The sequence below is a fragment of the Tolypothrix sp. PCC 7601 genome, from assembly GCF_025677855.1.
GTDB classification, from domain to species: domain Bacteria; phylum Cyanobacteriota; class Cyanobacteriia; order Cyanobacteriales; family Nostocaceae; genus Aulosira; species Aulosira diplosiphon.
In genome coordinates this window covers 82,800-105,519 of sequence record NZ_CP064879.1, presented here as the reverse complement: position 1 = coordinate 105,519, position 22,720 = coordinate 82,800, and the positions used below count along the sequence as shown (strand labels likewise).

Genomic DNA, 22,720 nt, shown 5'->3' with positions numbered 1-22,720 from the left:
TCCCCAATCCCTACTTGGATACCGAATTAGCCGCCTGTGACGCTTTCACACTGGCTGGCGCACCACCCATGCGAATCTCAGATGAGAAGGAAGCCATACTAAAGCCGTCTTTGGCTTTGACAACACTTACCCGCATCCGTAAGTTAGGGCTAGCAAACCATAGGCGTTCTTCAGACCACATGGTTTCAGACTCAGTAGTTAAGGTTAGGGCTTCATCACTGCCTAGCTTATAACGTCCAGTGACTAAGGATTTGTCCCCATTACTCATTTTGTGGAGTAACTTACCTTCATTCGATTTATCTTCATCTGGTACTAAAACCAACACTGAAGAGCCACTATATTTTTCTCCCTTAATTTCCTTAGTACCGTTCCAAGTAACTTTAGCACCACAAGAAACTTTGCTAGAGTTAACTTCGTGCTGTTCGCACAGTTTTATTACCTCTGGATGGTCTGCGGGCAAAAACTCAAAGATAATATCTGATTTATTACCTTCAGATTTTTGCATACTTACAAAGTGACTAGTACGATGAGAAAACCATTTACCAGCACTCAACTCCAAAAACTCTTCTATATTCATCATTAAAACTGCCCTGCATCAAAATGCCGAAAATCCCACTTATTAAAAGGTAGCAGGAGGCGTTACTAAACAAGTCTGAAGTCTATCAATTTTGGATTTTGGATTTTGGATTTTGGATTTTGGATTTTTACAATCCTTCATCCTTCTCCTGCGGAGACGCTACGCGTAACTTGCTTCCCCGCAGGGGTAAACCTTTCACCTTTCACCCTTTACCTTTCACCCTTCACCCTTCATTGGCTTCAAGTCGTTTTAGGGAATAGCTTGCCGCCGCAGCAACGTTGGGATTGCTATCTTTTTCGAGGTATTTCAAGGCGGAAATACTCTTGGGAGTGGGAAGATTACCTAAAGCTTCTGCTAGACGTTGCCGCACTAACCAATCATCGGATTGAGCAAAGCGTAAGATGAGATCTACAGATTCAATATCTTTAATTTCTCCTAATGCCGCGATCGCAGCTTGATGTAATATCACTTCATCACTGTCTAAGGCTTTAATTAAGATCTCATGGGCGCGGGGGTCTTTAATATTACCCAAGGCAACAGCTACGCTAAAACGTACTAACCAATCTGTATCCTCATAAAAAGCTCGTGACAGCACCTCAAAGGCTCTCGCATCACCCAAATAGCCTAAAGCGCCTGCAGCATCAGCACGAATGCCATAATCTGGGTCATTTTCTAGAATTTTTACCAAAAGTGGGTAAGATTCTGGGGTTTGCTTAATTCCTAAAGCAAATATTGCCATTGAGCGCAATTGCAGCGATTGATCATCCAAGACCTTTTTAATTAAAGGTAAAGCATCCTCTGCTGGAACATCGCGCAGATTAGCCAAGGCTACCATGCGATCGCGCAGATTGGGGCTTTCTAACTGGTCAGAAATTTCTTTTAAGGTGAGAGCAACCATTTAGATTAAAAAAATTTGTTTACTTATCTTTACTTTACAAAATAAATTCTCATAAAGCCCATTTTCCCATTGGCGGTTATCCGAAGAGGATGGGGGATGGGGATTGGGGATTGGGGATTGGGGACTGGGGACTAGGGACTGGGGATTGGGGAACTCGGGGCCCCCTCTGGGGATAAGGGGTAATGGGGATTGGGGATTGGGGAACTCGGGGCCCCCTCTGGGGATAAGGGGTAATGGGGATTGGGGACTGGGATTTTTACTCAGAATTCAGAACTCAGCACTCAGAACTCAGCACTCATAACTTCACTCAAGGACTGGTTTTCTGGTTAATTTAATTAGTTTTCGCTTAGTTTTACTTTCCAGGCGTTTTTTTTGAGAACTGCGCGTTGGTTTAGTAGGTCGGCGTTTTTTCTTGATGACAACTACACTGTTAATCAGTTCTTGAAGTCGATTCAAAGCTTCTTCTCGGTTCTGCTCTTGGCTGCGGTGTTCTTGAGCTTTGATGACAACGACTCCCTCTTGGTTAATGCGTTTGTCGTTGAGTTTGAGTAGTTGCTCTTTATAGTAAGTCGGTAATGATGAAGCCTCAATATCAAAGCGTAAGTGAATAGCCGTTGCAACCTTGTTAACGTTTTGACCGCCTGCTCCTTGTGAGCGAATCGCGCTAATTTCGATTTCGCTATCGGGGATGATGATATTGTGAGAAATTTGTAGCATAAGTTAATATATAGCATCCAAATTGCGTAGGGGTAGCCTGTTGTGAGCATCGCCCTACACGAATTCATTGAAAGCGGCGGGAAACTCCATCCCCTTGTAGGTGGAGAGGGATAGCAGCCCCGCCGCTTGGGGCATAGGGCATAGGTAGTTTCTTCCCCATGCCCTATGCCTGATTTAAATATTTAAATCGCGCAAAGCTAGACGAATTTGCTCTACACGCCTGCGGTTGACACCCAAATCTGAATCGCCCAAACGGGACGCTGAACGCACATGAATTACTGGCTCATTGGGAGGTAGATAAAACTCTACATCATCAACAAATTTAAAAATGCGGCTTTTAGAAAGAGCATGGATGTAATTGTCTGTCTGTTCGACAATTTCTGTGCGGGGAACAACACCGAGAACCTTGATTAAGACTTCTCGCGCTTTATCCCGTTCTAAATGATAGGGAATTGGGTCAATGGCGTGTTTTGTATCAGCATTTTGGCTGACAACACAGTTAGGGGAAGCTGGACAAGAACTCAGAAGACCATTATTTACTCCCAAACCGGAAACAGCAGCCCAAGAAATGGTAGGAAGGATAAAACTCATCATCAGAGTTAAGAATATTGCCAAAGTAATACTCCGCAAGCGTTGCGGCGTGAAAGCTCTTAGCAGACGATGCATGATGAATTTATTCCTCAAGGATTGAATAGCACTCAATTATTGTCCCTCATTTAGTGCGATCGCCCCTTGACCGCGATTAATCGCGTCTCTACAAACACTGGGAAATTATCGCTTGCAAAATAGGTTCATTTCAGTTCTGAAATACCCTAATTATCATGTAGCTGATTCTGGTTTACCGAACATATAAATTCGAGTATACCGTACTTATTTAAGATGTTTTATTGAGTGTGGTAATCATCAAATATTGAGTGATAAAAACCGAATTTACAGTTATGGTCACTATTCATAATATGAATATGTAAGCGAAAAGCGAACCGCAAAATAAACCAATAAAGAGAAACTATTCAAGAGGAAAAGTTATGACAGTAGTTCGTTGGAATCCCTGGAGAGAAATTGACACCCTACAACGTCAACTCAATGAACTTTTTGAAGAAACTAGAGTTCCATCTGCTGGAGTTGAAAGAGGCGGAGTTAGAATTCCTGCGGCTGAATTACAAGAAACTGAAAATGCGATTCTGCTGAAGCTAGAACTTCCAGGCATGGAAGCTAAAGACCTGGATGTGCAAGTAACAGAAAAAGCTGTTTACATTAGCGGTGAACGCAAGCAAGAAACTAAAACTGAAGAAAAAGGCACTACCAGAAGTGAATTTTACTATGGTAAATTCCAACGTTTAATTCCTCTACCTGCAAGAGTGCAAAACACCAGCGTTACCGCAGATTATAAAAATGGAATTTTGCATTTAACACTGCCCAAAGTAGAAGCAGAAAAAACTAAAGTCGTCAAAATCAACTTAGACCAAGTATCTGCGTAAATCTAATTCCAACGAATGCACAGTTTTAATGTCTTTGCGCGGTTAGTGATGTAATTTAAATCTAAGCTCAGTTGTATTTAGACAACTGAGCTTTTTTTATAGGCGATGTTTAGTGTTTGGTGTTTGGTGTTTGTTCTCCATTCCCCATTACCCATTACCCATTCCCCAGTCCCCAGTCCCCAGTCCCCATTCCCCCTTATCCCCAGAGGGGGCCCCGAGTTCCCCATTCCCCATTCCCCCTTATCCCCAGAGGGGGCCCCGAGTTCCCCATTCCAATGTCTAACTTGTTGCGGATGACAAGCATGGCTGAAAATTGTTGCAATAAAGCTAGTTTTGCCCAGCAGTAATCATGACAAACCGCGTTTTAATTTTGGGAGGGAGGGGGAGAATTGGTAGCAGTGTTGCTCAAGATATCGCCACCCACACCCAAGCAAAAATTACAATTACCGGACGTTCGCCAGGAAATGAGGGGGATGTAGACGCGAGGTGGCTAACTACCAAACAGGACTGGAATCTGGGGACAGAGGTAGAGTTTTTGGTGTTGGACTTAGCGGAAGTTGATAGACTGCAAGAAGCGATCGCAAATTCCGATTTAGTTATCCATTGTGCTGGCCCCTTTCACTACCGAGATACTCAGGTTCTGGAAATTTGCATAGAAAAAGGTGTCAACTATTTAGATGTCAGCGACCATCGGTCTTATACTAGTAAAGCTTTAAATTTGGATAAACAGGCTGCGGCTGCTAATGTCACAGCGATTATTAATACGGGGATTTTTCCTGGTATTTCTAACAGCATGGTGCGTCAGTGTGTCGAGCAGTTGGATCAACCAGAAAAAATTCACTTAAGTTATTTAGTATCTGGTTCTGGTGGTGCTGGTATCACTGTAATGCGAACAACTTTTTTAGGGTTACAGCATCAGTTTGAAGCGTGGATTGATGGCAATTGGCAATTAGTTAAACCATACAGTGAAAGAGAAACTGTTAATTTTGCATCACCCTATGGACGTACTGGAGTTTACTGGTTTGATATGCCAGAAACTTTTACGATGCCCCATTCTTTCCCTTCTGTGAAAACTGTAATTACAAAATTTGGTTCAGTCCCCGATTTTTATAATCACATGACTTGGATAACGGCACATATTTTCCCGAAATGGTTGATGCAGCGTCGCGCCATGATTGAATTCCTATCTCATGTCAGTCATTTTATGACAGATGTGACTAATCCTTTTACTGGGATTGGGGTAGCAGTACGCGCTGAAGTTACAGGGCAAAAAGATGGGAAAACAGCCGTTTATTTTGCAGATTTAGTCCATGAAAATACTGCTTTAGCTTCTGGTTGTGGTACAGGTAGTATCGCGCAATTGCTACTAGAAGGTAAATTGAAAAAGCCAGGAGTTTCACCTGTAGAAGAGGCATTACCTACAGATTTGTTTTTGGAAATTATGAAAAGTCGGGGGATTGAAATTTATTGTAATTGGTAGGGGATTGGGGACTGGGGACTGGGTAATGGGTAATGGTTAATGGGTAATGGTTAATGGGTAATGGGTAATTGTTTATCAGAAAAAAAAACAAATGACAAATGACAAATGACAAATGACAAACACCCAAATCTGTTTTAAGTAAGTCAGTGGGAAAAAACAAAACTAAGTTAAGAAAGGTAAACAAAGCTATAATCCTCTTCCCTCCTGCCTCCTGCCTCCTGCCTTGTCATAGCGATAATTTTTAACCCTGAGCTACTTAGTCTTTTACTTCTAACAATTTTTGAATTCTGGTTGTTAGTTGATTGAGTTTGATGGGTTTGGGGATATAGTCGTTTGCGCCGGCGGCTAGACATTTTTCTCTATCGCCTGGCATGGCTAAAGCTGTGAGGGCAATGATGGGAATATTGACGAAGTTTTGCTCTAGTCGGATTTGCTTGATTGCATCTATGCCATCCATTCCTGGCATTTGAATATCCATCAAAATTAAGTCAGGAAGTCTGGTTTTAGTGAGAGCGATCGCATCTTGACCATTATTCGCCAAAATTATCTTGTATCCTTTTGCCTGTAAATAACTAGAAATTGTCAAAACATTAGCTTCGTTATCTTCTACTAATAAAATTAGGGGTGAATCTACTACAGTTTCTTCACAGGTGGAATTTAGCTCAGGTGATGAGTTTACTGGCTCAAAAGAAGATTCCCAGAGATTGCTACAGGGTAAATCAACAGTAAAGCAACTTCCTACACCTAGTTCACTACTCACCCCTACTTTACCGCTATGTAATTCTACAATCCGCTTGGCGAGCGCTAGTCCTAATCCTGTACCAGTGTATTGACGGTTTAAAGCACTATCAATTTGGATGAAGGGTTTAAATAATTTTTTGATATTTTCTGGGGCAATCCCAATACCTGTATCAATGATGGCAATGCGAATGAAACTTGTGAGGGATATATTTTCTACTTCTGGGATGAGTTGTTGACGACTCACTTCTAAGGTAATTCGCCCGCCTTCTGGTGTGAATTTTACAGCATTATTGAGGAGGTTAATCAAAACTTGGCGGATGCGTCGTTCATCGAGCAACAGTTTTGGTAGTTGTGGCGGAATTTTTACTTCTAACTGAATGCGTTTTTGTCCGGCTTGTTGTTTAATGAACGCTAAACTGGATTCGCAAAGTTTACGCATAGCTATGGGAGCATATTCTAATTGTAGCTGCCCTGCTTCAATTTTAGATAAGTCTAAGATGTCGTTAATTAATTCTAATAGATGTTCTCCACTGCGTTCAATGGTTTGCAAACTCTGCCTTTGCCTATCATTAATTGTGCCTAATATCTCGTCTTGCAACACTTCCGACATACCCAAAATGGCATTGAGGGGGGTGCGTAGCTCATGACTCATGTTGGCCAGAAATTCATCTTTGAGGCGGGTAGCACGGGCGAGTTCGGTATTGGAAGTAGCAAGTTGTTCGTTTGTGAGGTAGAGTTGAGCTTCTGCTAGTTTGCGTGCAGTGACATCGCGATCCATGCCGCGATAACCGCGAAATTCTTTGTTGGCATCAAAAATAGGAACTCCGCTCGTTTCTAAAGTCACTAAGCGTCCATCTTTATGGTAATTAGTGTTTTCTAAACATTGAAAAGGAACTTGTAGAGAGATAAATTTTATTAACTCCTGGGATACTCTTTGTGCTTCTGCTTGTGGCATTAAATCAAATGGAGTTTTGCCGATAAATTCCTCTGGAGAATATCCTAAAAGATTGATAATTTGCGGACTCACATAGGTGTAATAACCAAACTCATTTGTTTCCCATACACAATCACTAGATGTCTCTACAAGGTTCTGAAAGCGTTCTTTGCTGTGCTGAAGTTCCAATTCTAATTGTTTGATGGCAGTAATATTTCTGGCTGTACCTACCAGGGCATACACTTCTCCATTGTCACGTTTTAAGGGAACTTTAATAGTATCAAAAGTATTAATTCTACCTAAAAAATTCAGAGTTTCTTGGATGCGTAACAATTTTCCCGAGTTAAATACTTGCTGATTTTTCTGGACAAAATATTCTAATTTTTGGTCTGGAAACAGTTCAAATAAAGTTTTTCCTTCTATTTGCTCATGAGGTTGCTGAAATAATTCTTGAGCAAAACTATCGTTACAATAAATAATTCGCATGTCCTGACGATCTATGACAAATAAATAGTCGGGAATCGCATCAATAATAGCTCGTAATTCGGCGGTACGCTGGGTAACTTCTTCTTCTAAAGTTTGATTTTGTTGTTCTAAAATTTCTAGCAGGCGATCGCGCTCTTGTTCTGTTTGTTTACGCTCTGTAATATCTTCCCCAATGGCTCCAATACGATAAATATTCCCAGCCATATCTTTGATGGGAAAGCATCTGCCCCAAACCCACCGAATTGAGCCATCCGGGCGAATGATGCGGTACTCTTCACTAAAGAATCCCTTGCCTCTTGCGGTTTCATAGGCAGCAGCAATGCGCGGTACATCATCTGGGTGCATTGCAGCCATCCAGGAGTCAGGATTTGCATACAAGCTTTCTCTGGGTCGCCCCCAGACTTGCTCATAAGTCAGGTTGGCATAAAGTAACTCTCCCGAGTCAACCTGACGTAATAACATGACTTGGCGGCTGTTTTCGGCAAACTGACGGAATTTCTCTTCACTATCCCGCAGTGCATTCTCAGATTTTTTGCGTTCGGTGATGTTTTGCGTCATGACGATACCCGCAATGACATTACCCTGTTCATCTCGCACCGGAATATGATGTATGAGGTAAAATTTATCTTGATCGGGAACTTCTGCGATCGCAGATTCCCCAGCTAGTGCTTTTTGAAATAGCGGCACAAATGTTTCACATACTTCCGGAGGAAAGATTTCCCAAATTGTTTTTCCTTCCATTGTTGCTTTGCTCAAACCTGATCTAGCAAGTTCTAAGCCTCCTATTAGTAAGTAGCGCAGGTCATGATCAAATAGCGCCACTGTACCATTAGGAAAGTTATCTACTAGGGTGCGATAAAGTTGTTGGCTGCGGCGCAAAGCTACTTCTGCTTGTTTGCTGGGAGTGATATTAGTAATTGTGCCGAGATAACCAATCACCTTTCCCTCTGGATCTGTTTCGGGTACAGCTTGCCCAAATACCCAAGTTTCACTGCCATCAAGTTGCACAAACCGATATTCTAAACACAACCTTTCGCCTGTTTGAATCAGGCGATGCCATTGGGACTCAACTAATTCTCTATCTTCTGGGTGCAAAGCTACTAGCCATCCGCACCCTAAAGCTTCTTGGCGAGTTAAGCCTGTTTCCTGACACCAGCGTTCATTGACATACAAACAATTTCCTTGAGCATCTGCACGGTAAATGCCAACGGGGGCGGATGCGGCTAGGGTGGCGTAGCGTCGTTCGCTTTCTTGTAATGCTTGCTCAATTTCCTTGCGTTCTGTAATGTCTTCATAGCTGGCGACAACGCCAATAATTTCACCCTCAGCGTTGTGTAATGGTATTTTATTAGTGCGTAACCATCTGTGAAGATTACCAACTTTGGTTAATGGTTCTTCAATATTAAATTTAGGCTGACCAGATTCCATGACGAGGCGATCATCTGCTTGATAAAGTGCTGCTTGCTCTCGCCATACCATCTCAAAGTCTGTTTTGCCAATAATTTCTTGAATAGATGAATGTCCGCTATCTAAAAGTAATTGGCGGTTGCATCCCATGTAGCGGCAGTTTCTATCTTTCCAAAAGATAGCTATGGGTAGGCTATCCATGACGACTTGCAAGAGAATTTGGTTTTCTTGGAGTGCCTTTTGTGCTTTTTTGTGTTCGCTAATATCTCGTCCTTCAGGAATTAACATAATTACTTTTCCTGATTCATCTTTCACCGGACGAATAGAAAAGTCTATGGTGACTATTTGATTATCTGCATTCAAAATTTCTACTTCGTAGCGGATAAATTCACCTTGGGCGGCAAGTGCGATCGCTTGCTTTAAATTGTTCTCTTCTGTAGGAGCAACTGTCAACCAGTTGATTTCCCACAAGGGGCGATTGATCACATCTTCTAATTGCAATCCCCGAAAATCTAAAGCTGTTTGGTTGACCTCAAGTACAATTCCTGCAGTTGTTAATAGCCCTGCAAATTGAAAACTATGATTGAAAATAGCCCGAAATCTTTGTTCGCTCGCTTGCAATTGCTCTGTTCGCTCTTTTACCTTTTGTTCTAAAGATTTGTTGAGATTTTGCAGTTTTTCATACAGTTCTGCTTGTTGGATGCCTACAGCTAGCTGCACAGCCAGTTGCTGAAGTAAATCTAGTTCATTTGTTTGCCACTGGCGAGTATTACTACACTGATGAGCAATTAGTAACCCCCAAAGTTGATTTGTCGGATCTCCCTGGTTTTGTGCTTCTGTATTCAGCAAAATGGGTACAACCAGATTAGCTTTAACTGCTAATTGCTCTAATAATTCGATATGGCAAGCTGTGAATTCAGCATCATGAATATCAGAAATTGCTCTAATTTTGCCATCACCATAGGCTAGTATCTGACTTTCTCGAAAGCAAGGGTCGTTGATATGGTGGTTGAGAGCACTTTTCCACGGGGGTAGTACTGATTCAGCAGAGATTTTGCCATTGTTCTCACAGTCAAACTGGTAGACAATTACCCGATCTGCTCCCAGAAATTCTCGCACCTCTTGCACGGCTGTTGCTAAAATTTTCTCTAAGCGTAAAAACTGACGGATGCGGAGTAGCATTTGTGCTAACAACAGTTTTTGTTGCTCCTGCATCTGAATCTGCCGCTTGAGTTGAGTTTTCTCTAATACGGTATGAATGGCACGGCAGAATCCAGTTTGGGTAAGTTTTTCCTTGATTAAATAGTCACAAGCACCACTTTTGATGGCTTGGGCTGCGATCGCACTATCTAAGAGCCCTGTTAACATCATTGCTGGTAGTTGGAAAATATCAAATTTTAGCCGTAACTTGTTGAGCAATTCTAAGCCATCTATATCTGGCAATCGATAGTCTATTAGTATTAAATCTGGCTGGTTCTGCCCTAGGTAGCTCCATGCTTCTAATCCTGTCTCCACCTCAACTACATCATAGGTGGCAGTTGTATCCTGTTTTAAGTAACTACGGTATAAAGCCCTATCTTCTGGAGAATCTTCCAGAATCAAAATTGAGTAGTGGGAGATTAACATGGATAATTTTATTTATGTAATTACACTTAATTGGATTAGTTAAAAACGTGGAACACAATGTGTATGTCGGTAATCTTATCTGCAATTAGAGGTTATTTGATAGATAAAAAGCTAAGAATTTATTGAGTTAAATTTTTGTGCGAAATTTTACAATTATTCAATAAATATATTGCATATTGTTGAGAATAAAAACCACAGTAAATAAAAAACTCCACCCACAAGGGGATGGAGTTTTTGGGCATGGGGAATAGGGCATAGGGCATAGCAAAGAGTTACCAATGCCCAATGACGGCAGTTGCTTTAAGCCGGGAAACCCGTCCAACGCACTGCCTCCCCAATGCCCCAAGTCGGCGGGGCGCGCACCCTACGCACCCACAAAGGATGGAGTTTCCCGCCGACTTCTGATGAATTGAGCGATGGCTGCGCCAACGCCAAGGGCGAACGCATATCTCCTTTGTCATCTAAATTCTCTTGTTGAAAATAGATGTAAACATAGGGGTTTGCAATTATTCTCTACCGAAGGTAACAAAAGAAGAATTGCAGATGCGTGCCTCTCCAAAGAATTTATCGGTTGCAAATATGATTTGACTATAAGTGATATTTTTTATACAAAATGAGGGCAGGCAAGATGCATTGGTGTCAACTGAACGTGAAACCCGCTCTTGTGCAAGGTTTCGCCCTCACCCCCAGCCCCTCTCCCACAGGGAGAGGGGAGCAAGAGATTTAGTTCCCCTTCTCCTCGGGGAGAAGGGGTTAGGGGATGAGGGCGCGAGGTATTTGTACAACGCCCGCCCTTTTCCCCAAAACCGATTTTGAGTGCAAAACAGCTTAATTTTTCGCTGCTGGTGTTTTGCCATTGCCGTTGTTATTCACACTCGCAATCAATGACGTAGGCTGAGAATTAGTAGCTGAAGACTCACTTTTTGTTAGCCGGCGGCGCTGGTTTTTCGGTACTCCTCCAGCTTGGCCATACTCGACACTGCTTTTGCCAAATTTTGTGGCTACTCCCAATAGTATCAGCTCTGTCATGTCTCCTAATTCTTGCTCGATTTGTAGCATTTCCCGGTATAACCCATCCAAGTTAGAAAGGGCTGTGTTGTATGCATATTCTTGAGTTTGCATTCTCTCAATGAGACTGCGAAAGCCAGGTAAAGTCAGTCCATTGCCGACATCTAAATTTGGATCGATGGAGTTCATGCTAGCCGCACGACGCACAGCTCTTTCTAATACTTTCGAGCTTCTTTTTTGACGAGCCATATTCTACACTTTGTTTTTCAGTATGGTTACTAACCTTTACCTTAAAAAACTTATGTATCAATTAGCCTGAGAAAATTTCGGCAAATCTGCAATAATTTTTGCTACAATAAAATTTCTGTAATAAGTAAGTGAATTCCTAATATCAGATGGCAAATAAGTAAATTAAGAATGTAATTTGCCGATAACTTGCGGAAAACACCAAAATGAGTGCGCGATTTACCGAAATGAGCAGGCTTTAAGGCTTTTTGAGAACTTATTAAGGCTTTTTAGCTGCTTAAAACAATAAAACGAGTGCGCGATTTACTACAATGAGTAGGCGTTAAGGCTTTTTGAGAACTTGTTCAGGCTTAACGCTTGCGTAAAATACCAAAAGGAGCAGGCGTTAAGGCTTTTTAAGCACTCGTTAAGGCTTTTTGAGTAGGGAAAATGGCTTTTTGCCTACTAAAATCAGCTTGATGTATTTTTTAATTGAAGAATCGCCCTCAATACTTCTCCATTAAGGATTTTCAACTCTTAATTTGGTTTGGGGAAAGGGTTAAAGGGAAAGGGTTCAAGGGGAAGGGGAAAATACAAAACCTTTCCCCCTTCCCCCTTCCCCTTTCCCCCATTTTTTTCACCCCCTCCCCACCAAGCTAGCGACGACTGTGGCTAACTCTGCTGGTTCGATGGGTTTGGGTAAATGTAACTGATAACCTTCTTGAATGGCGCGCCTTCTATCCTCAGCCCTGGCGTAGGCGGTGAGGGCGGCGGCGGGGATATTTCCGCCTTGTTCTGGGGGGAGCGATCGCACTTTGCGGATGAAGGAGTAGCCGTCTTCCTTTGGCATCCCAATATCGCTGACAATCACATCGGGTTGCCATTGGCTAATTAGCTGCATTGCTTCTGGGGCGGATGCGGCGGTTTGGACTTCGGCTTGCACTTGTTGCAGTACGGTGGCAATAAATTCGCGGCTATCTTCTTCGTCGTCTACAATCAGGACGCGTATACCAGCTAGGGAGGCGTTGAGGAGTAAGCTGGAATCGGCTTCGCTGCTGGGAGGTAAACAAATATCTCCTTTAGCTGTTGACAAAAGTGGCAATTTAACAGTAAAAGTTGCCCCTTGCTGTTCCCCTGGGCTATCAACTTGGACTGTACCACCATGCAGCTCGACTAAATGACGGACGATGGCTAATCCTAGCCCTAATCCGCCATGCATTCTGGTACTGGAACTGTCAGCTTGGCGGAAGCGATCGAATACGTAGGGGAGAAATTCAGCACTAATGCCTATTCCGGTGTCAATTACCTGAATTTGGGCGTAACTAGTGAAATTACCTTGGAATTTCTCCTCAATTTTACCTAGCTTGATGTCTACCTGACCGCCAGGAGCGGTAAATTTGATGGCGTTGGAGAGCAAATTCCAGATAATTTGTTGTAAACGTTCCGCATCCCCAGATACTAAAAATTCTGCATCCAGCTTTGGCACTGCGCTCAATTCGCTGAGGCTATAGGTTTTGCTGCTATTTTCTTGGATGGTAAAGTGCAAATTGATGTCTTTGGCTTGGGCGGCGAGGCTGAGAGTTTCTAAGCCTGATTTAATGATGGTAATCAGATTGCAAGTCGCAACTGTGAGGCGCAATTTACCTCTAATCATGCGGGAAATATCCAGCAAGTCTTCAATTAGCTGGGTTTGCGCCTTGGCGTTGCGTTCGATGGTTTCTAAGGCTTTGGCTGTTTGCGTGGGGTTGAGGTTGCGGGAACGCAGCAATTGTGCCCAACCGAGGATAGCATTGAGGGGCGATCGCAATTCGTGGGACAATATCGCCAAGAATTCATCCTTCATGCGGTTGGCTTCTTGTAATTGCTCGGTTTGTTGCTGTAAGGAACTAATTAACCTGGCGCGTTCCATAGCGATCGCAATTTGATCGCATACTGCTTGCATCATGCCTTTTTGATTTTCTGTGAAGCGGGTGCGGGTACGGGAACCAAAGGATAGGGTTCCTAAAGGTTGTCCTTGAGCCATTAAGGGGTAACTAAAGTAAGCTTTAATCCCGAGGGCGCGAATTAATTCTGTTTTGGGATCGGTTGATGCTTGGACGTTCTCTAATGCTGTTTGACAACGGGTTTGGGCGGTAGTGCCGCATACGGCTGCACCTATGGCTAGATATTCTATTTCCTTGGTTAGTTCTGGGGAAATGCCTGTGGATGAAGCGAGACGCATGACCCCAGAGTTATCTTCAATTAAATAATTCAGGTATAAATCTAAGTTAATTTGCTCGGCAATTTTGCGGAATAAACTATCTACCAAAGCTACAGGGTTTTGGCTAGATAGCAATTCATTGGCGGTATGAAATAGTAACTTCAGCCGTTGATTATTAATCGATAAGGCTTTTTCTACATCCTTAATATTGGTAATATCTTGGAAAACTAATAAACAGGTGGCAGGATAACCATGCATTGCTGGCATAGTATCGGCATATACTAGTAGGGAACGCACACCTTGGCTGGTATGCCAGTCTACTTCCAAACCATGCAAACGTTCGCCCCTAGCAACGCGTACCCCTGGCATTTGCTCATTAGGAATGCGATCGCCATTGGCATCGGTAAAATGGTAATATTGATCGTATTCTGATACTGGGATACCCTTGGGAAATTCGCCCCCAGCTAGTTCATCAGCCGCACGATTGGCGAAGGTAACTTTTGCTGTCCCCGGTTCAATAAATAGCAATGGCCTGGGCATGAGGTTGAGTACATCTTCTAGCCATCTTTGCTGATTTCGCAGCACCTGGGCGTTTTGCTTGCGTTCTGTAATATCTAAAAATGCCCCAATGCAGCCTCTAGTATTACCATCTTCGTCAAATAGAGGTGCTACATACTCCACTAACGTCAAACTTGTACCATCTTCCTGGACAATATCAAATTCATAATCCAGTACTTCTACACCGTGAATTGTGCAGTACTGCATCGGCAGTTCTTCGATGGGAACTTCTTTACCTTCGCGGTAAATTTTAAAACCCGGTTTTTCGCCTATTGGGGCAATTAAGGAGGCGTTGTTATCTGGGGAAATTCCCAATTTTTTGGCGAAAGCTGGGTTAGCTTTGATGTTGCGGCACTCTGAATCTTCAGCAATGCCAATACCTATGGGAATGACATCAAGTAACGTCTGTAACTCAGTGACGCGGCGCTGAAGATTTTTATTGAGTTCTACTATTTGTTCCCTAGCTTGTTGGCGTTCGCTTAAATTAATAATAAATGCCACAGCTTCTTCACGGTTTTCTCCTGTGAGTACAAAACCGACAAATACCGGAATCAAACTCCCATCTTTGCGGATATATGCTTTTTCGTATGGCGTACAAGCACCGTTAGCATTGGCTTTGGCTTCGGCGATACTTTGCTCATCTAAATGCAGATATTCTGGGGGTGTGATCTGACTCCAACTAATTCTCCCAGCTAATAAATCTGCTCGCGTGTAACCAACCATCGCCAAAAATTCGTCGTTCGCCTGTTGGATACCGCCATAAATATCGCCAAACAAAATCCCAATGACATTTGCGTCGAAAAAGCTTTTGAGTTTTTCTTCGTAAAATTTGAGTTCACCTTGAACGCGATCGCGCTGACGACTGAGGCGTTCCACAACAATTGCACTTTGCCAGATTAAAATCACAAAAATTACCATAATAATTATGGCAAACAGCGATATAGCAAAGGCCGTATCATAACCGCCAGCTTTTTGTCCCTGAACAATTAACCACCCCAGTAAAAAAGGTACTGCGATCGCCGCCAATAATAACCGCCGGGACAATAAACCACTGTCGGTATTGCTTGTGATTACTCGCATTAATCCTTGGTTTGGATGTGTCCACATTATTCCCAGACACAGCACCAGAAATGTCAGTGCTGTGTGTATCGCCATTGAGGTTGTGTAACGGGTTCCATATAAAATGTTGACTTGATAGGCATAGCCAATTACCGCCTGGAGAGAAATTAAACCGGCTATGAGGGCGAGAATTTGGGCATACCAATAGCTACGATGGGTTTTTTGATGCACCAACAACTCTAATGCTCTCCCAATGAGCATAAAGTCGAGTGCAGTGTTAAACCCCATTCTCCCTGGATGCAATGTCAATACAGCATGGGGTGAATCACGGAATAAAAACTCGTCAATTCCCAGATTTCCCCCAAATACATATTCCAAAACTGTTAAGAAACCAATTAACGTGACTGCTACCGTACACAGCCGAAAACACCAGTGGTAGAAGGTGCGATGCTGAACACCTTGATTGAGATTTAATTTCTGGGCTAACCACAGCGACACACCAGATAGGATTAAACCTAAGGCTGTATTAGCCTTCATCGTGACTATATTGCCATGACAGCCACATTTGAGAAATTCAATGTCAAAACTCCAACCAACGAGTACAAATACACCTACCAAAATGGCGATCGCACTGCTTACTTGTACTATTAAAGAGTTAAGGGCATCTGGAGTGAGAACTTGCAAACGCAAGCGGTTTACTTGTAACACGTAATTCGTAATTCGTAATTCGTAATTCGGAGTTCGTAATTAAGAAACTATTTAGAGTTTTTACTCTATCCCTGTGTGGAATGCAATTACGAATTTTTCATGTTGTCTTGGGGTTAACATTACTAGTGATACATGCTATAGGTAGTTGACGCATTTTTTCATCTACCTATATGCATATTTTATTATTTCAGAGGTAGGACAAAAGAATTTTAAATTTTAAGAAATCTATACTGAGATAGATTTTAGGAAATAATTTGAAAATGGGCATGGGGCATTGGGGAGGCAGTGCGTTGAACGGGTTTCCCGGCTTAAAGCAACTGCCGTCATTGGGCATAGAGAGAGAAAGATAGTCTTAAGTAGGGTGTGTTACAGCTATGAAAGAATTTGGGACACAGCGACAATGAAATTTAGCCGTAACGCACGCCGCATTGATGGTGCGTTAGGCTTGCTTGATCAATCTTCTCTAAGCACCAATCTCTGAGAATTCCCAGCGATAACTTCCCCCATCATCAGTAAAGTATTTCTCGCCCACTCCCACTAGTTCCACAATCACTTCTCGCTGTGGTTGTGCCCAATTTCCTTCGCGTTGATTAATTTCGACAACTATTTGATTTGCTTGTGTAGATACAGTTATCCTTCTTAAGGAAAAATTCTGATTTTCCCCATCGTTTTTACCATCATCTTCAAACAAAATATATTCATTATTTCCAGGCCAAATACGTAAATGTAATTCGTTAATTGGCTGTTCATCTACATATTGCGTTACTGGTTGCATCGGAATAATTGCACCACCCCGGACAAACAGTGGCATTTTTTCCCAAGGTGCATGGGTAAGAATATGGGTAGGGCCTTGATAACGCTCATTACTCCACCAGTCATACCAAGTACCAGCAGGTAAATAAACAGCGCGATATTCCACACCCGGTCGATAAATTGGTGCCGCCATTAAAGAAGCACCCAGCAAAACCTGATCGTAAAGCTTGTAGGTTGTGCGATCGCACGCAAAATGATAAAGTAAGGGTCTTAGAATCGGAGCGCCTGTCTGTGCCGCTTCCCAAAAAAGATTGTAGATATAAGGCAATAGTTGATAACGCAGATTAATATATTCTCGACAAATATTTTCTGTGCGATCGCCAAATACCCAAGGCTCATGACGCGCCGTAGACATCGCCGAATGTCCCCGCATCAGGGGGTACAACATCCCCACCTGCATCCACCGCGCGAACAACTCCGCCGTCGCATTCCCCGCAAACCCCCCAATATCGCAACCCACAAACCCCACACCCGAAAGCCCCATATTACAGAGCATCGGTAGCGACATTTCCAAATGTTCCCACAACGATTGGTTATCCCCCATCCACACCGCAGACCAACGCTGCACACCCGCATAACCCGAACGCGTCAACACAAACGAACGCTCATTTTGCCGATGACGCTGCAACCCCTCAGCACAAGCCCTCGCCATCATCAACCCATACAAATTATGCACCTCTAAATGAGTTACATCAATTTTAGATTGTGGATTTTGGATTTTGGATTGAAAATTCTCCCTTTTATCCCCTTGTCCCCTTGTCCCCTCATCCCCCTCATCTCCCTCATCCCCCTCATCCCCCTCATCCCCAGTCCCCAATCCCCCCTGCGGCGCATCCAACGGAAACCAAATCTTCTCCCCCCCCATCCCCAAAGGGACGATTATCGATAGCAGGTTCATTCATATCATTCCAAATCCCTGCTATGCCGATATCAGTCAGACTTTTTTGTAAATCCCCCCACCACTGACGCACATCGGAACGTAAAAAATCGGGAAAAACTGCTTTCTCCGGCCAAACATAGCCGTGAAACAACCTACCATCAGCTTTACGGACAAAATAATCGTGATTTATCCCCTGATCGAAAACATGATAATTCGCTTCCGGTTCATACTTCACACCCGGATCGATAATTGTCACAGTTTTAAAACCATCTTGAGCCAAATCCCTAACTAACTTTGCGGGATTGGGGAAACGTTGGGGACTCCAGGTAAAGACACGATAACCCCGCATATAGTCGATATCTAAATGGATGACATCGCAAGGAATTTGACGCTGGCGAAATTCTCGCGCCAGTTCGCGCACCACAGTTTCCGATTCATAACTCCAGCGACATTGATGATAACCCAGCGCCCATTTTGGCGGTAATGGCATTCTCCCCGTTAGCTGCGTATATGTACGCAAAATATTAGCAGGTTCCGGGCCATAAATCATATAGTAATCTAGCTCCCCCCCGCGAGTTTCCATCTTCCAAACACCGGGTTTTTCTGCGCCAATATCAAACTGACTCCAAAAAGTTGTGTTAAAAAATATGCCATAGCCGACATCTGGACGCAAAGCCATAAAAAACGGAATGGCTTGGTACATTTCATCAGTCAGCGCATCGTAATCTAAAGCATCCGTCGTCCAATTAGTTTTAACTTCACTCAGTTTATCGAGAAACCCCGTGCGTTCGCCAAAGCCATAAAAATGCTCATCAGCAGCGATTTGCTTCCAAGCTGCAACCGCACCCAAACGCCAACCCATCCCCATATCTAAATTATCTTGAGCAAAGGGACGATTAGCTTTGTCAAAACAGACGATGCAACTCTCCTGCTTTTGTACGCAGACACGAATTTGCTCAGTGGTAATTTCTACTGCTGCTTCCGTATCTTGCACCTCAAAAGGAAATATCGGCCATTGCGAATCATCCAACACCACCGCCCAAGAACGGCGAGGTATAAATTCTCCTGTAGGTGCAAGCCGAACCCGCAATAAATTTGGTGCAAGTATACTGATTCTCAACCGTGAATTACCACAGTCAAAATCAATATTGCGATTGCTCCAATTTACACCTTGCACGTTACCAATAGCTGTCCAAGGTTGGTTAGTTGTGGGTAATTTTCCAAAATATTGTGGCATGAGGGTTGGGGATGAAGGAGACAAGGAGGACAAATGACAAATAACAAATCACTTGTGTACATCTCTCTAATGAAAGATTTCAGAAATATGTATTCAGTAAAAATTAACTATTGTAAAATTTTATATTTATTGCTAGAGTTTTTTCATAAAAACAATCCTCGATTTATTCAAAAAATCGGGGATGTAAGCCATTCAATGGTTGGATGAAAAAAGGTTTTTGATGATTGAATAATATTTTGTTAAAATAACCTATCAAATAATAATAGTTGACTAATGCTGATATACTCAGCGAAACAAATTTATAAATTTAATTTTATTTTATTTCTAGACTAAATTAATGCCAAATTTTGAAAAATTACTTACGTTATAATAATTGTTATTTTTGACAAATACATCCCCATAAAAGTAGATTTGCGCTTCTATCGCAGTGTAGATACATGATAAATAAATAAAAGTTTACACTCTTAATCAAGAATGTGCTGGAAGTAACTTTTCAAGTGAGTTCTGGTAAAGGTCGAAGATACACGAAGGCCTAGGAAGACAAGGAAAAATTACTAACTCGATTTTTCCTTGTACCTTTTCTTAGAATTCATTGTAAAAATACACTTCCCACAGCGATTAATTATTTTATTTGGAAGTCCCTACTCTTGTGTAGTGCTAATCGGCGTTCGGCGGGAGGTGCCAATATTGTATAGGCGGCATAAGAAGCGATCGCAAATATTGCCATCACACCAGACATAGCGATGACTTTGTCAACACCTTCGGTGAACGCACTGTGTCCATCATCAAGGAAAGCCACTAACCCACTCGCCAGGGAACCGCCTAGCATTTGCAGAAATCCCACCACGGTTTAGTACTATGCATGGCATTGGCTGAAATTATACCACGACAAATTGTAGGGGCAAGGCAATGCCCACCTGTGTCAACTTAACGTGAAACCCGCTTTGTAGCTAGGTTTTCGCCCTCACCCCCAACCCCTCTCCCGCCGGGATAGGGGAGCAAGAGATTTAATTCCCCTTCTCCTCGGGGAGAAGGGGTTAGGGGATGAGGGTGCGAGGTATTTGTACAACGCCCGCCCTATATCGCTTTTAGCTGAAGTTGACACCACTGGGCATTGCCTTGCCCTCTAAAATATATTAATGCGTCGTAGCGGCTACTCTACGAGTTCTCCGTTGGGCGTAGCCCTTCTCGCAGAGTAGGAGTACCCGCAGAATAGGACAAATGACAGCCTCAGCCAGTTATCTTTAATTTCGCCAACCTGAATTGAAAAAGCAGAGGAGCAGGGAGCAGGGAGCAAGGGGGATTAATGAATTTTTCATGTGTTCTGGTGTACGCAGTTCATAATGGCTAATTAATGCACCAAACCGCCACGCAAAGCCCTAACAGCCGCTTGCGTTCTATCAGAAACACAGAGTTTACTCAAAATTCCCCGCACATGAGTTTTTACAGTACCGATAGTCAAATACAATTTTTGAGCAATTTCTGCGTTATCACAGCCAGCAACAATCAACTCTAAAACTTCCATTTCACGTTGAGTTAAAGAAGAAGTTTCGATAGTTTTCTCAATTTCTGAGTCAAGACCATCAATTAATACTCTTTTGCCACTGCTGCTACCAGAAAGATCATCTTGGCGTACCTGCTTGAGTACAATATCTGCTATTGTCGGGTCAATCCACGGACTACCTGTATAAGTGGTTTTGACTGCATCTACTAGCCTATCTCTGTCAATATCCTTCATACAGTAAGAATCTGCCCCCGCCCCAAAAGCTGCTAACACAGCTTCCTCACTGTTTTGCATTGTGAGAATGAGAATTTTGGTAGTCAAGTCTGGATTCTGCTGTTGAAATTGCCTGTACTTGCGAGTTAATTCAATCCCATCCATATCAGGCAAACCGATATCGATAGTGGCAACATCTGGCTTCAGCGTCAACAAAAGTTGCAATCCATCCGTAGCGTTGGCAGCCTCACCAACAATTTTGATATCTGCCTCGGCTTGTAAAGCAGCCTGTAAGCCTATTCTGGTAAGGTTGTGGTCTTCAATCACAACGACCTTAATCTCACTCATGGCTGTTACCTCTACCCGGATCTATCTAAAGTACAGAATAAAATATCTTCGCTATTTTACTGTGAAGTTTATACCAAAAGGAAGATGATGACAAACCCATGAAGAAATACATCTACCATAAGGTATAAAAAATTATTTCTTTTCTAAGGCTGCAAAATGTTTATCTAAATCTTTTGGAAATCACACTTTGATGCACCTATCAATAGACTGATGCTTGAATTGAAAATAAATTAATTCTCAAATAAAGTCTGGAGATAGATGACAAAAAAAATTAATTAATTCACAAGAATTGTATCCCAAAAAGAGTTAATTTAATAAAACTAATTAGTTTATTGTCTAAACAGCCATGTCAATACCTCAATCTGTAAAAAAAGATAAAATTTTAGTTGTTGATGACGTTTATGACAATTTAGTACTACTAGAAACAGTTTTACAAGAAGATAGCTATGAAGTTATCTTGGCGCAAGATAGCACAAATGCTTTGGCGATAGTTGAGCAGTCACCACCAGACTTAATACTTCTGGATATTATGATGCCAGAACTCGATGGTTATGAATTTACGCGCCGCATTCGACACAATAAAAATTTGCCCTACATTCCCATATTATTGATTACCGCTCACATCTACTCTAGCGTTGTCGAAGGACTGGATGCAGGAGCCGATGATTTTATTCGTAAACCATTTGATCCCGATGAACTAAATGCGCGGGTTCGTTGTCTTTTACGTCTCAAACACACTATAGATGAACGCGATCACATGGCAAGTTTACGAGAAGATTTTGCCTCACGATTTACTCACGATTTACGCACACCTCTTGCGGCTGCGAATAGAGTCTTAAAATTAACCAGAGAAGGAATGTTTTGTACTGTCACATCAGATTTTGCCAAAATTATTGATACGATGATTGGGAGCAATGAAGATTTGCTAACAATGGTCAATAACTTACTAGAAGTTTATAGACATGAAGCAGGTTCTAAGACCTTGAGATTATCTGCCTTTGATATTCAACAATTAGTGAGTGAAGTGGCACAAGAATTGAAGCCACTAGCAGAAGAAAAAAACTTAGTTTTAAAAGCTGAAATTCCAGAAAATCTGAATGCAGAACCAGAAGCATTAATTACAGTAATAGCTGACCGGATAGAAATCAGAAGAGTATTAACTAATATTATTGGCAATGCGATTAAATTTACTGCGACAGGTTATATATATGTGCGGTTAAATGTAGAGAAAAATTATGTCATAGTCCAAATTCAAGATACAGGGCCCGGAATTTCGCAAAAGAACCAAACAATTTTATTCGAGCGATTTCGTCCAGGTAAACATTTAGGTTCAGGTAGTGGTTTAGGACTGTATCTCTCTCGCTGCATTATCGAATCTCATCAAGGCTCGCTAACTGTGGAATCTGAACCTGGTAATGGCAGTATATTTACTATTAGTTTGCCTCTTGGCCAAGCCAGTAAGTTAGAAGTAGAAGCATAAAAATATTTATCTTAATTGTATAAAGCAGAATTACTGGATGCTGAATAGTAACAATCAAGCCTGGCGGAGATATGGCATTTGAAGTTATTAGTGTTTTTGGCGCTAATTGTAAAGTCAATCACAATCAGAAATAAACTGCCAAA

At 42.3% G+C, this 22,720-nt stretch carries 13 protein-coding genes and 1 pseudogene; 3 read left to right on the top strand and 11 right to left on the bottom strand.

Annotated elements, in window-relative coordinates; translation table 11 throughout:
- Positions 1–10: 10 nt before the first annotated feature.
- From HG267_RS00410 to HG267_RS00395, 4 genes are all read right to left on the bottom strand, one after another.
- Positions 11–577 (bottom strand): phycobiliprotein lyase, encoded by a 567-nt coding sequence (locus HG267_RS00410; protein WP_045867497.1) that lies wholly within the window; start codon positions 575–577, stop codon positions 11–13.
- A 223-nt stretch (positions 578–800) separates the two neighbouring features.
- Positions 801–1,475, bottom strand: coding sequence for a HEAT repeat domain-containing protein (locus HG267_RS00405; protein ID WP_045867498.1), 675 nt, complete (start codon positions 1,473–1,475; stop codon positions 801–803).
- Positions 1,476–1,778: 303 nt separating this feature from the next.
- A complete protein-coding gene (gene arfB, locus HG267_RS00400; protein ID WP_045867499.1) occupies positions 1,779–2,192 on the bottom strand; it encodes an alternative ribosome rescue aminoacyl-tRNA hydrolase ArfB in 414 nt (137 codons plus the stop codon).
- A 174-nt stretch (positions 2,193–2,366) separates the two neighbouring features.
- A complete protein-coding gene (locus tag HG267_RS00395; RefSeq protein ID WP_045867500.1) occupies positions 2,367–2,858 on the bottom strand; it encodes a DUF1499 domain-containing protein in 492 nt (163 codons plus the stop codon).
- A 359-nt stretch (positions 2,859–3,217) separates the two neighbouring features.
- On the opposite strand from HG267_RS00395, the gene HG267_RS00390 reads away from it, so the two are divergent.
- Both HG267_RS00390 and HG267_RS00385 read left to right on the top strand, forming a co-directional pair.
- Positions 3,218–3,670, top strand: coding sequence for an Hsp20/alpha crystallin family protein (locus HG267_RS00390; RefSeq protein WP_045867501.1), 453 nt, complete (start codon positions 3,218–3,220; stop codon positions 3,668–3,670).
- 349 nt (positions 3,671–4,019) lie between these two features.
- Positions 4,020–5,150 (top strand): saccharopine dehydrogenase family protein, encoded by a 1,131-nt coding sequence (locus tag HG267_RS00385; RefSeq protein ID WP_045867502.1) that lies wholly within the window; start codon positions 4,020–4,022, stop codon positions 5,148–5,150.
- Between the two features lie 256 nt (positions 5,151–5,406).
- On the opposite strand, the gene HG267_RS00380 is transcribed toward HG267_RS00385, so the two are convergent.
- The 7 genes and pseudogenes from HG267_RS00380 to HG267_RS00350 form a co-directional block, all read right to left on the bottom strand.
- A complete protein-coding gene (locus HG267_RS00380; RefSeq protein WP_052335024.1) occupies positions 5,407–10,344 on the bottom strand; it encodes a PAS domain S-box protein in 4,938 nt (1,645 codons plus the stop codon).
- Positions 10,345–10,644: 300 nt separating this feature from the next.
- Positions 10,645–10,791, bottom strand: coding sequence for a hypothetical protein (locus HG267_RS00375; protein WP_155538897.1), 147 nt, complete (start codon positions 10,789–10,791; stop codon positions 10,645–10,647).
- Positions 10,792–11,172: 381 nt separating this feature from the next.
- On the bottom strand, positions 11,173–11,601 hold the full coding sequence (locus HG267_RS00370; RefSeq protein WP_045867503.1) for a hypothetical protein: 429 nt from the start codon (positions 11,599–11,601) through the stop codon (positions 11,173–11,175).
- Positions 11,602–12,214: 613 nt separating this feature from the next.
- The gene (locus HG267_RS00365) at positions 12,215–16,102 is read right to left on the bottom strand and encodes an ATP-binding protein (RefSeq protein WP_045867504.1); all 3,888 of its coding nucleotides are present in this window, start codon (positions 16,100–16,102) and stop codon (positions 12,215–12,217) included.
- 463 nt (positions 16,103–16,565) lie between these two features.
- Positions 16,566–19,032, bottom strand: a pseudogene (locus tag HG267_RS00360) (glycoside hydrolase family 31 protein).
- Between the two features lie 622 nt (positions 19,033–19,654).
- Positions 19,655–19,861, bottom strand: a complete 207-nt coding sequence (locus HG267_RS00355) for a hypothetical protein (RefSeq protein ID WP_263420016.1) — start codon at positions 19,859–19,861, stop codon at positions 19,655–19,657.
- Positions 19,862–20,383: 522 nt separating this feature from the next.
- Complete coding sequence (locus HG267_RS00350; protein ID WP_045867507.1) at positions 20,384–21,097, bottom strand: response regulator; 714 nt, start codon at positions 21,095–21,097, stop codon at positions 20,384–20,386.
- 346 nt (positions 21,098–21,443) lie between these two features.
- On the opposite strand from HG267_RS00350, the gene HG267_RS00345 reads away from it, so the two are divergent.
- Positions 21,444–22,577: a hybrid sensor histidine kinase/response regulator gene (locus tag HG267_RS00345; protein WP_045867508.1), complete on the top strand. Its 1,134-nt coding sequence runs from the start codon at positions 21,444–21,446 to the stop codon at positions 22,575–22,577.
- The last annotated feature ends 143 nt before the right edge of the window (positions 22,578–22,720 follow it).

Excerpts from the sequence above, each read along its gene's own strand:
- HG267_RS00410 (WP_045867497.1), bottom strand. The coding sequence starts at position 577 with ATGAATATAGAAGAGTTTTTGGAGTTGAGTGCTGGTAAATGGTTTTCT.
- HG267_RS00405 (WP_045867498.1), bottom strand. The coding sequence starts at position 1,475 with ATGGTTGCTCTCACCTTAAAAGAAATTTCTGACCAGTTAGAAAGCCCC.
- arfB (WP_045867499.1), bottom strand. The coding sequence starts at position 2,192 with ATGCTACAAATTTCTCACAATATCATCATCCCCGATAGCGAAATCGAA.
- HG267_RS00395 (WP_045867500.1), bottom strand. The coding sequence starts at position 2,858 with ATGCATCGTCTGCTAAGAGCTTTCACGCCGCAACGCTTGCGGAGTATT.
- HG267_RS00390 (WP_045867501.1), top strand. The coding sequence starts at position 3,218 with ATGACAGTAGTTCGTTGGAATCCCTGGAGAGAAATTGACACCCTACAA.
- HG267_RS00385 (WP_045867502.1), top strand. The coding sequence starts at position 4,020 with ATGACAAACCGCGTTTTAATTTTGGGAGGGAGGGGGAGAATTGGTAGC.
- HG267_RS00380 (WP_052335024.1), bottom strand. The coding sequence starts at position 10,344 with ATGTTAATCTCCCACTACTCAATTTTGATTCTGGAAGATTCTCCAGAA.
- HG267_RS00375 (WP_155538897.1), bottom strand. The coding sequence starts at position 10,791 with ATGCGTTCGCCCTTGGCGTTGGCGCAGCCATCGCTCAATTCATCAGAA.
- HG267_RS00370 (WP_045867503.1), bottom strand. The coding sequence starts at position 11,601 with ATGGCTCGTCAAAAAAGAAGCTCGAAAGTATTAGAAAGAGCTGTGCGT.
- HG267_RS00355 (WP_263420016.1), bottom strand. The coding sequence starts at position 19,861 with ATGCTAGGCGGTTCCCTGGCGAGTGGGTTAGTGGCTTTCCTTGATGAT.
- HG267_RS00350 (WP_045867507.1), bottom strand. The coding sequence starts at position 21,097 with ATGAGTGAGATTAAGGTCGTTGTGATTGAAGACCACAACCTTACCAGA.
- HG267_RS00345 (WP_045867508.1), top strand. The coding sequence starts at position 21,444 with ATGTCAATACCTCAATCTGTAAAAAAAGATAAAATTTTAGTTGTTGAT.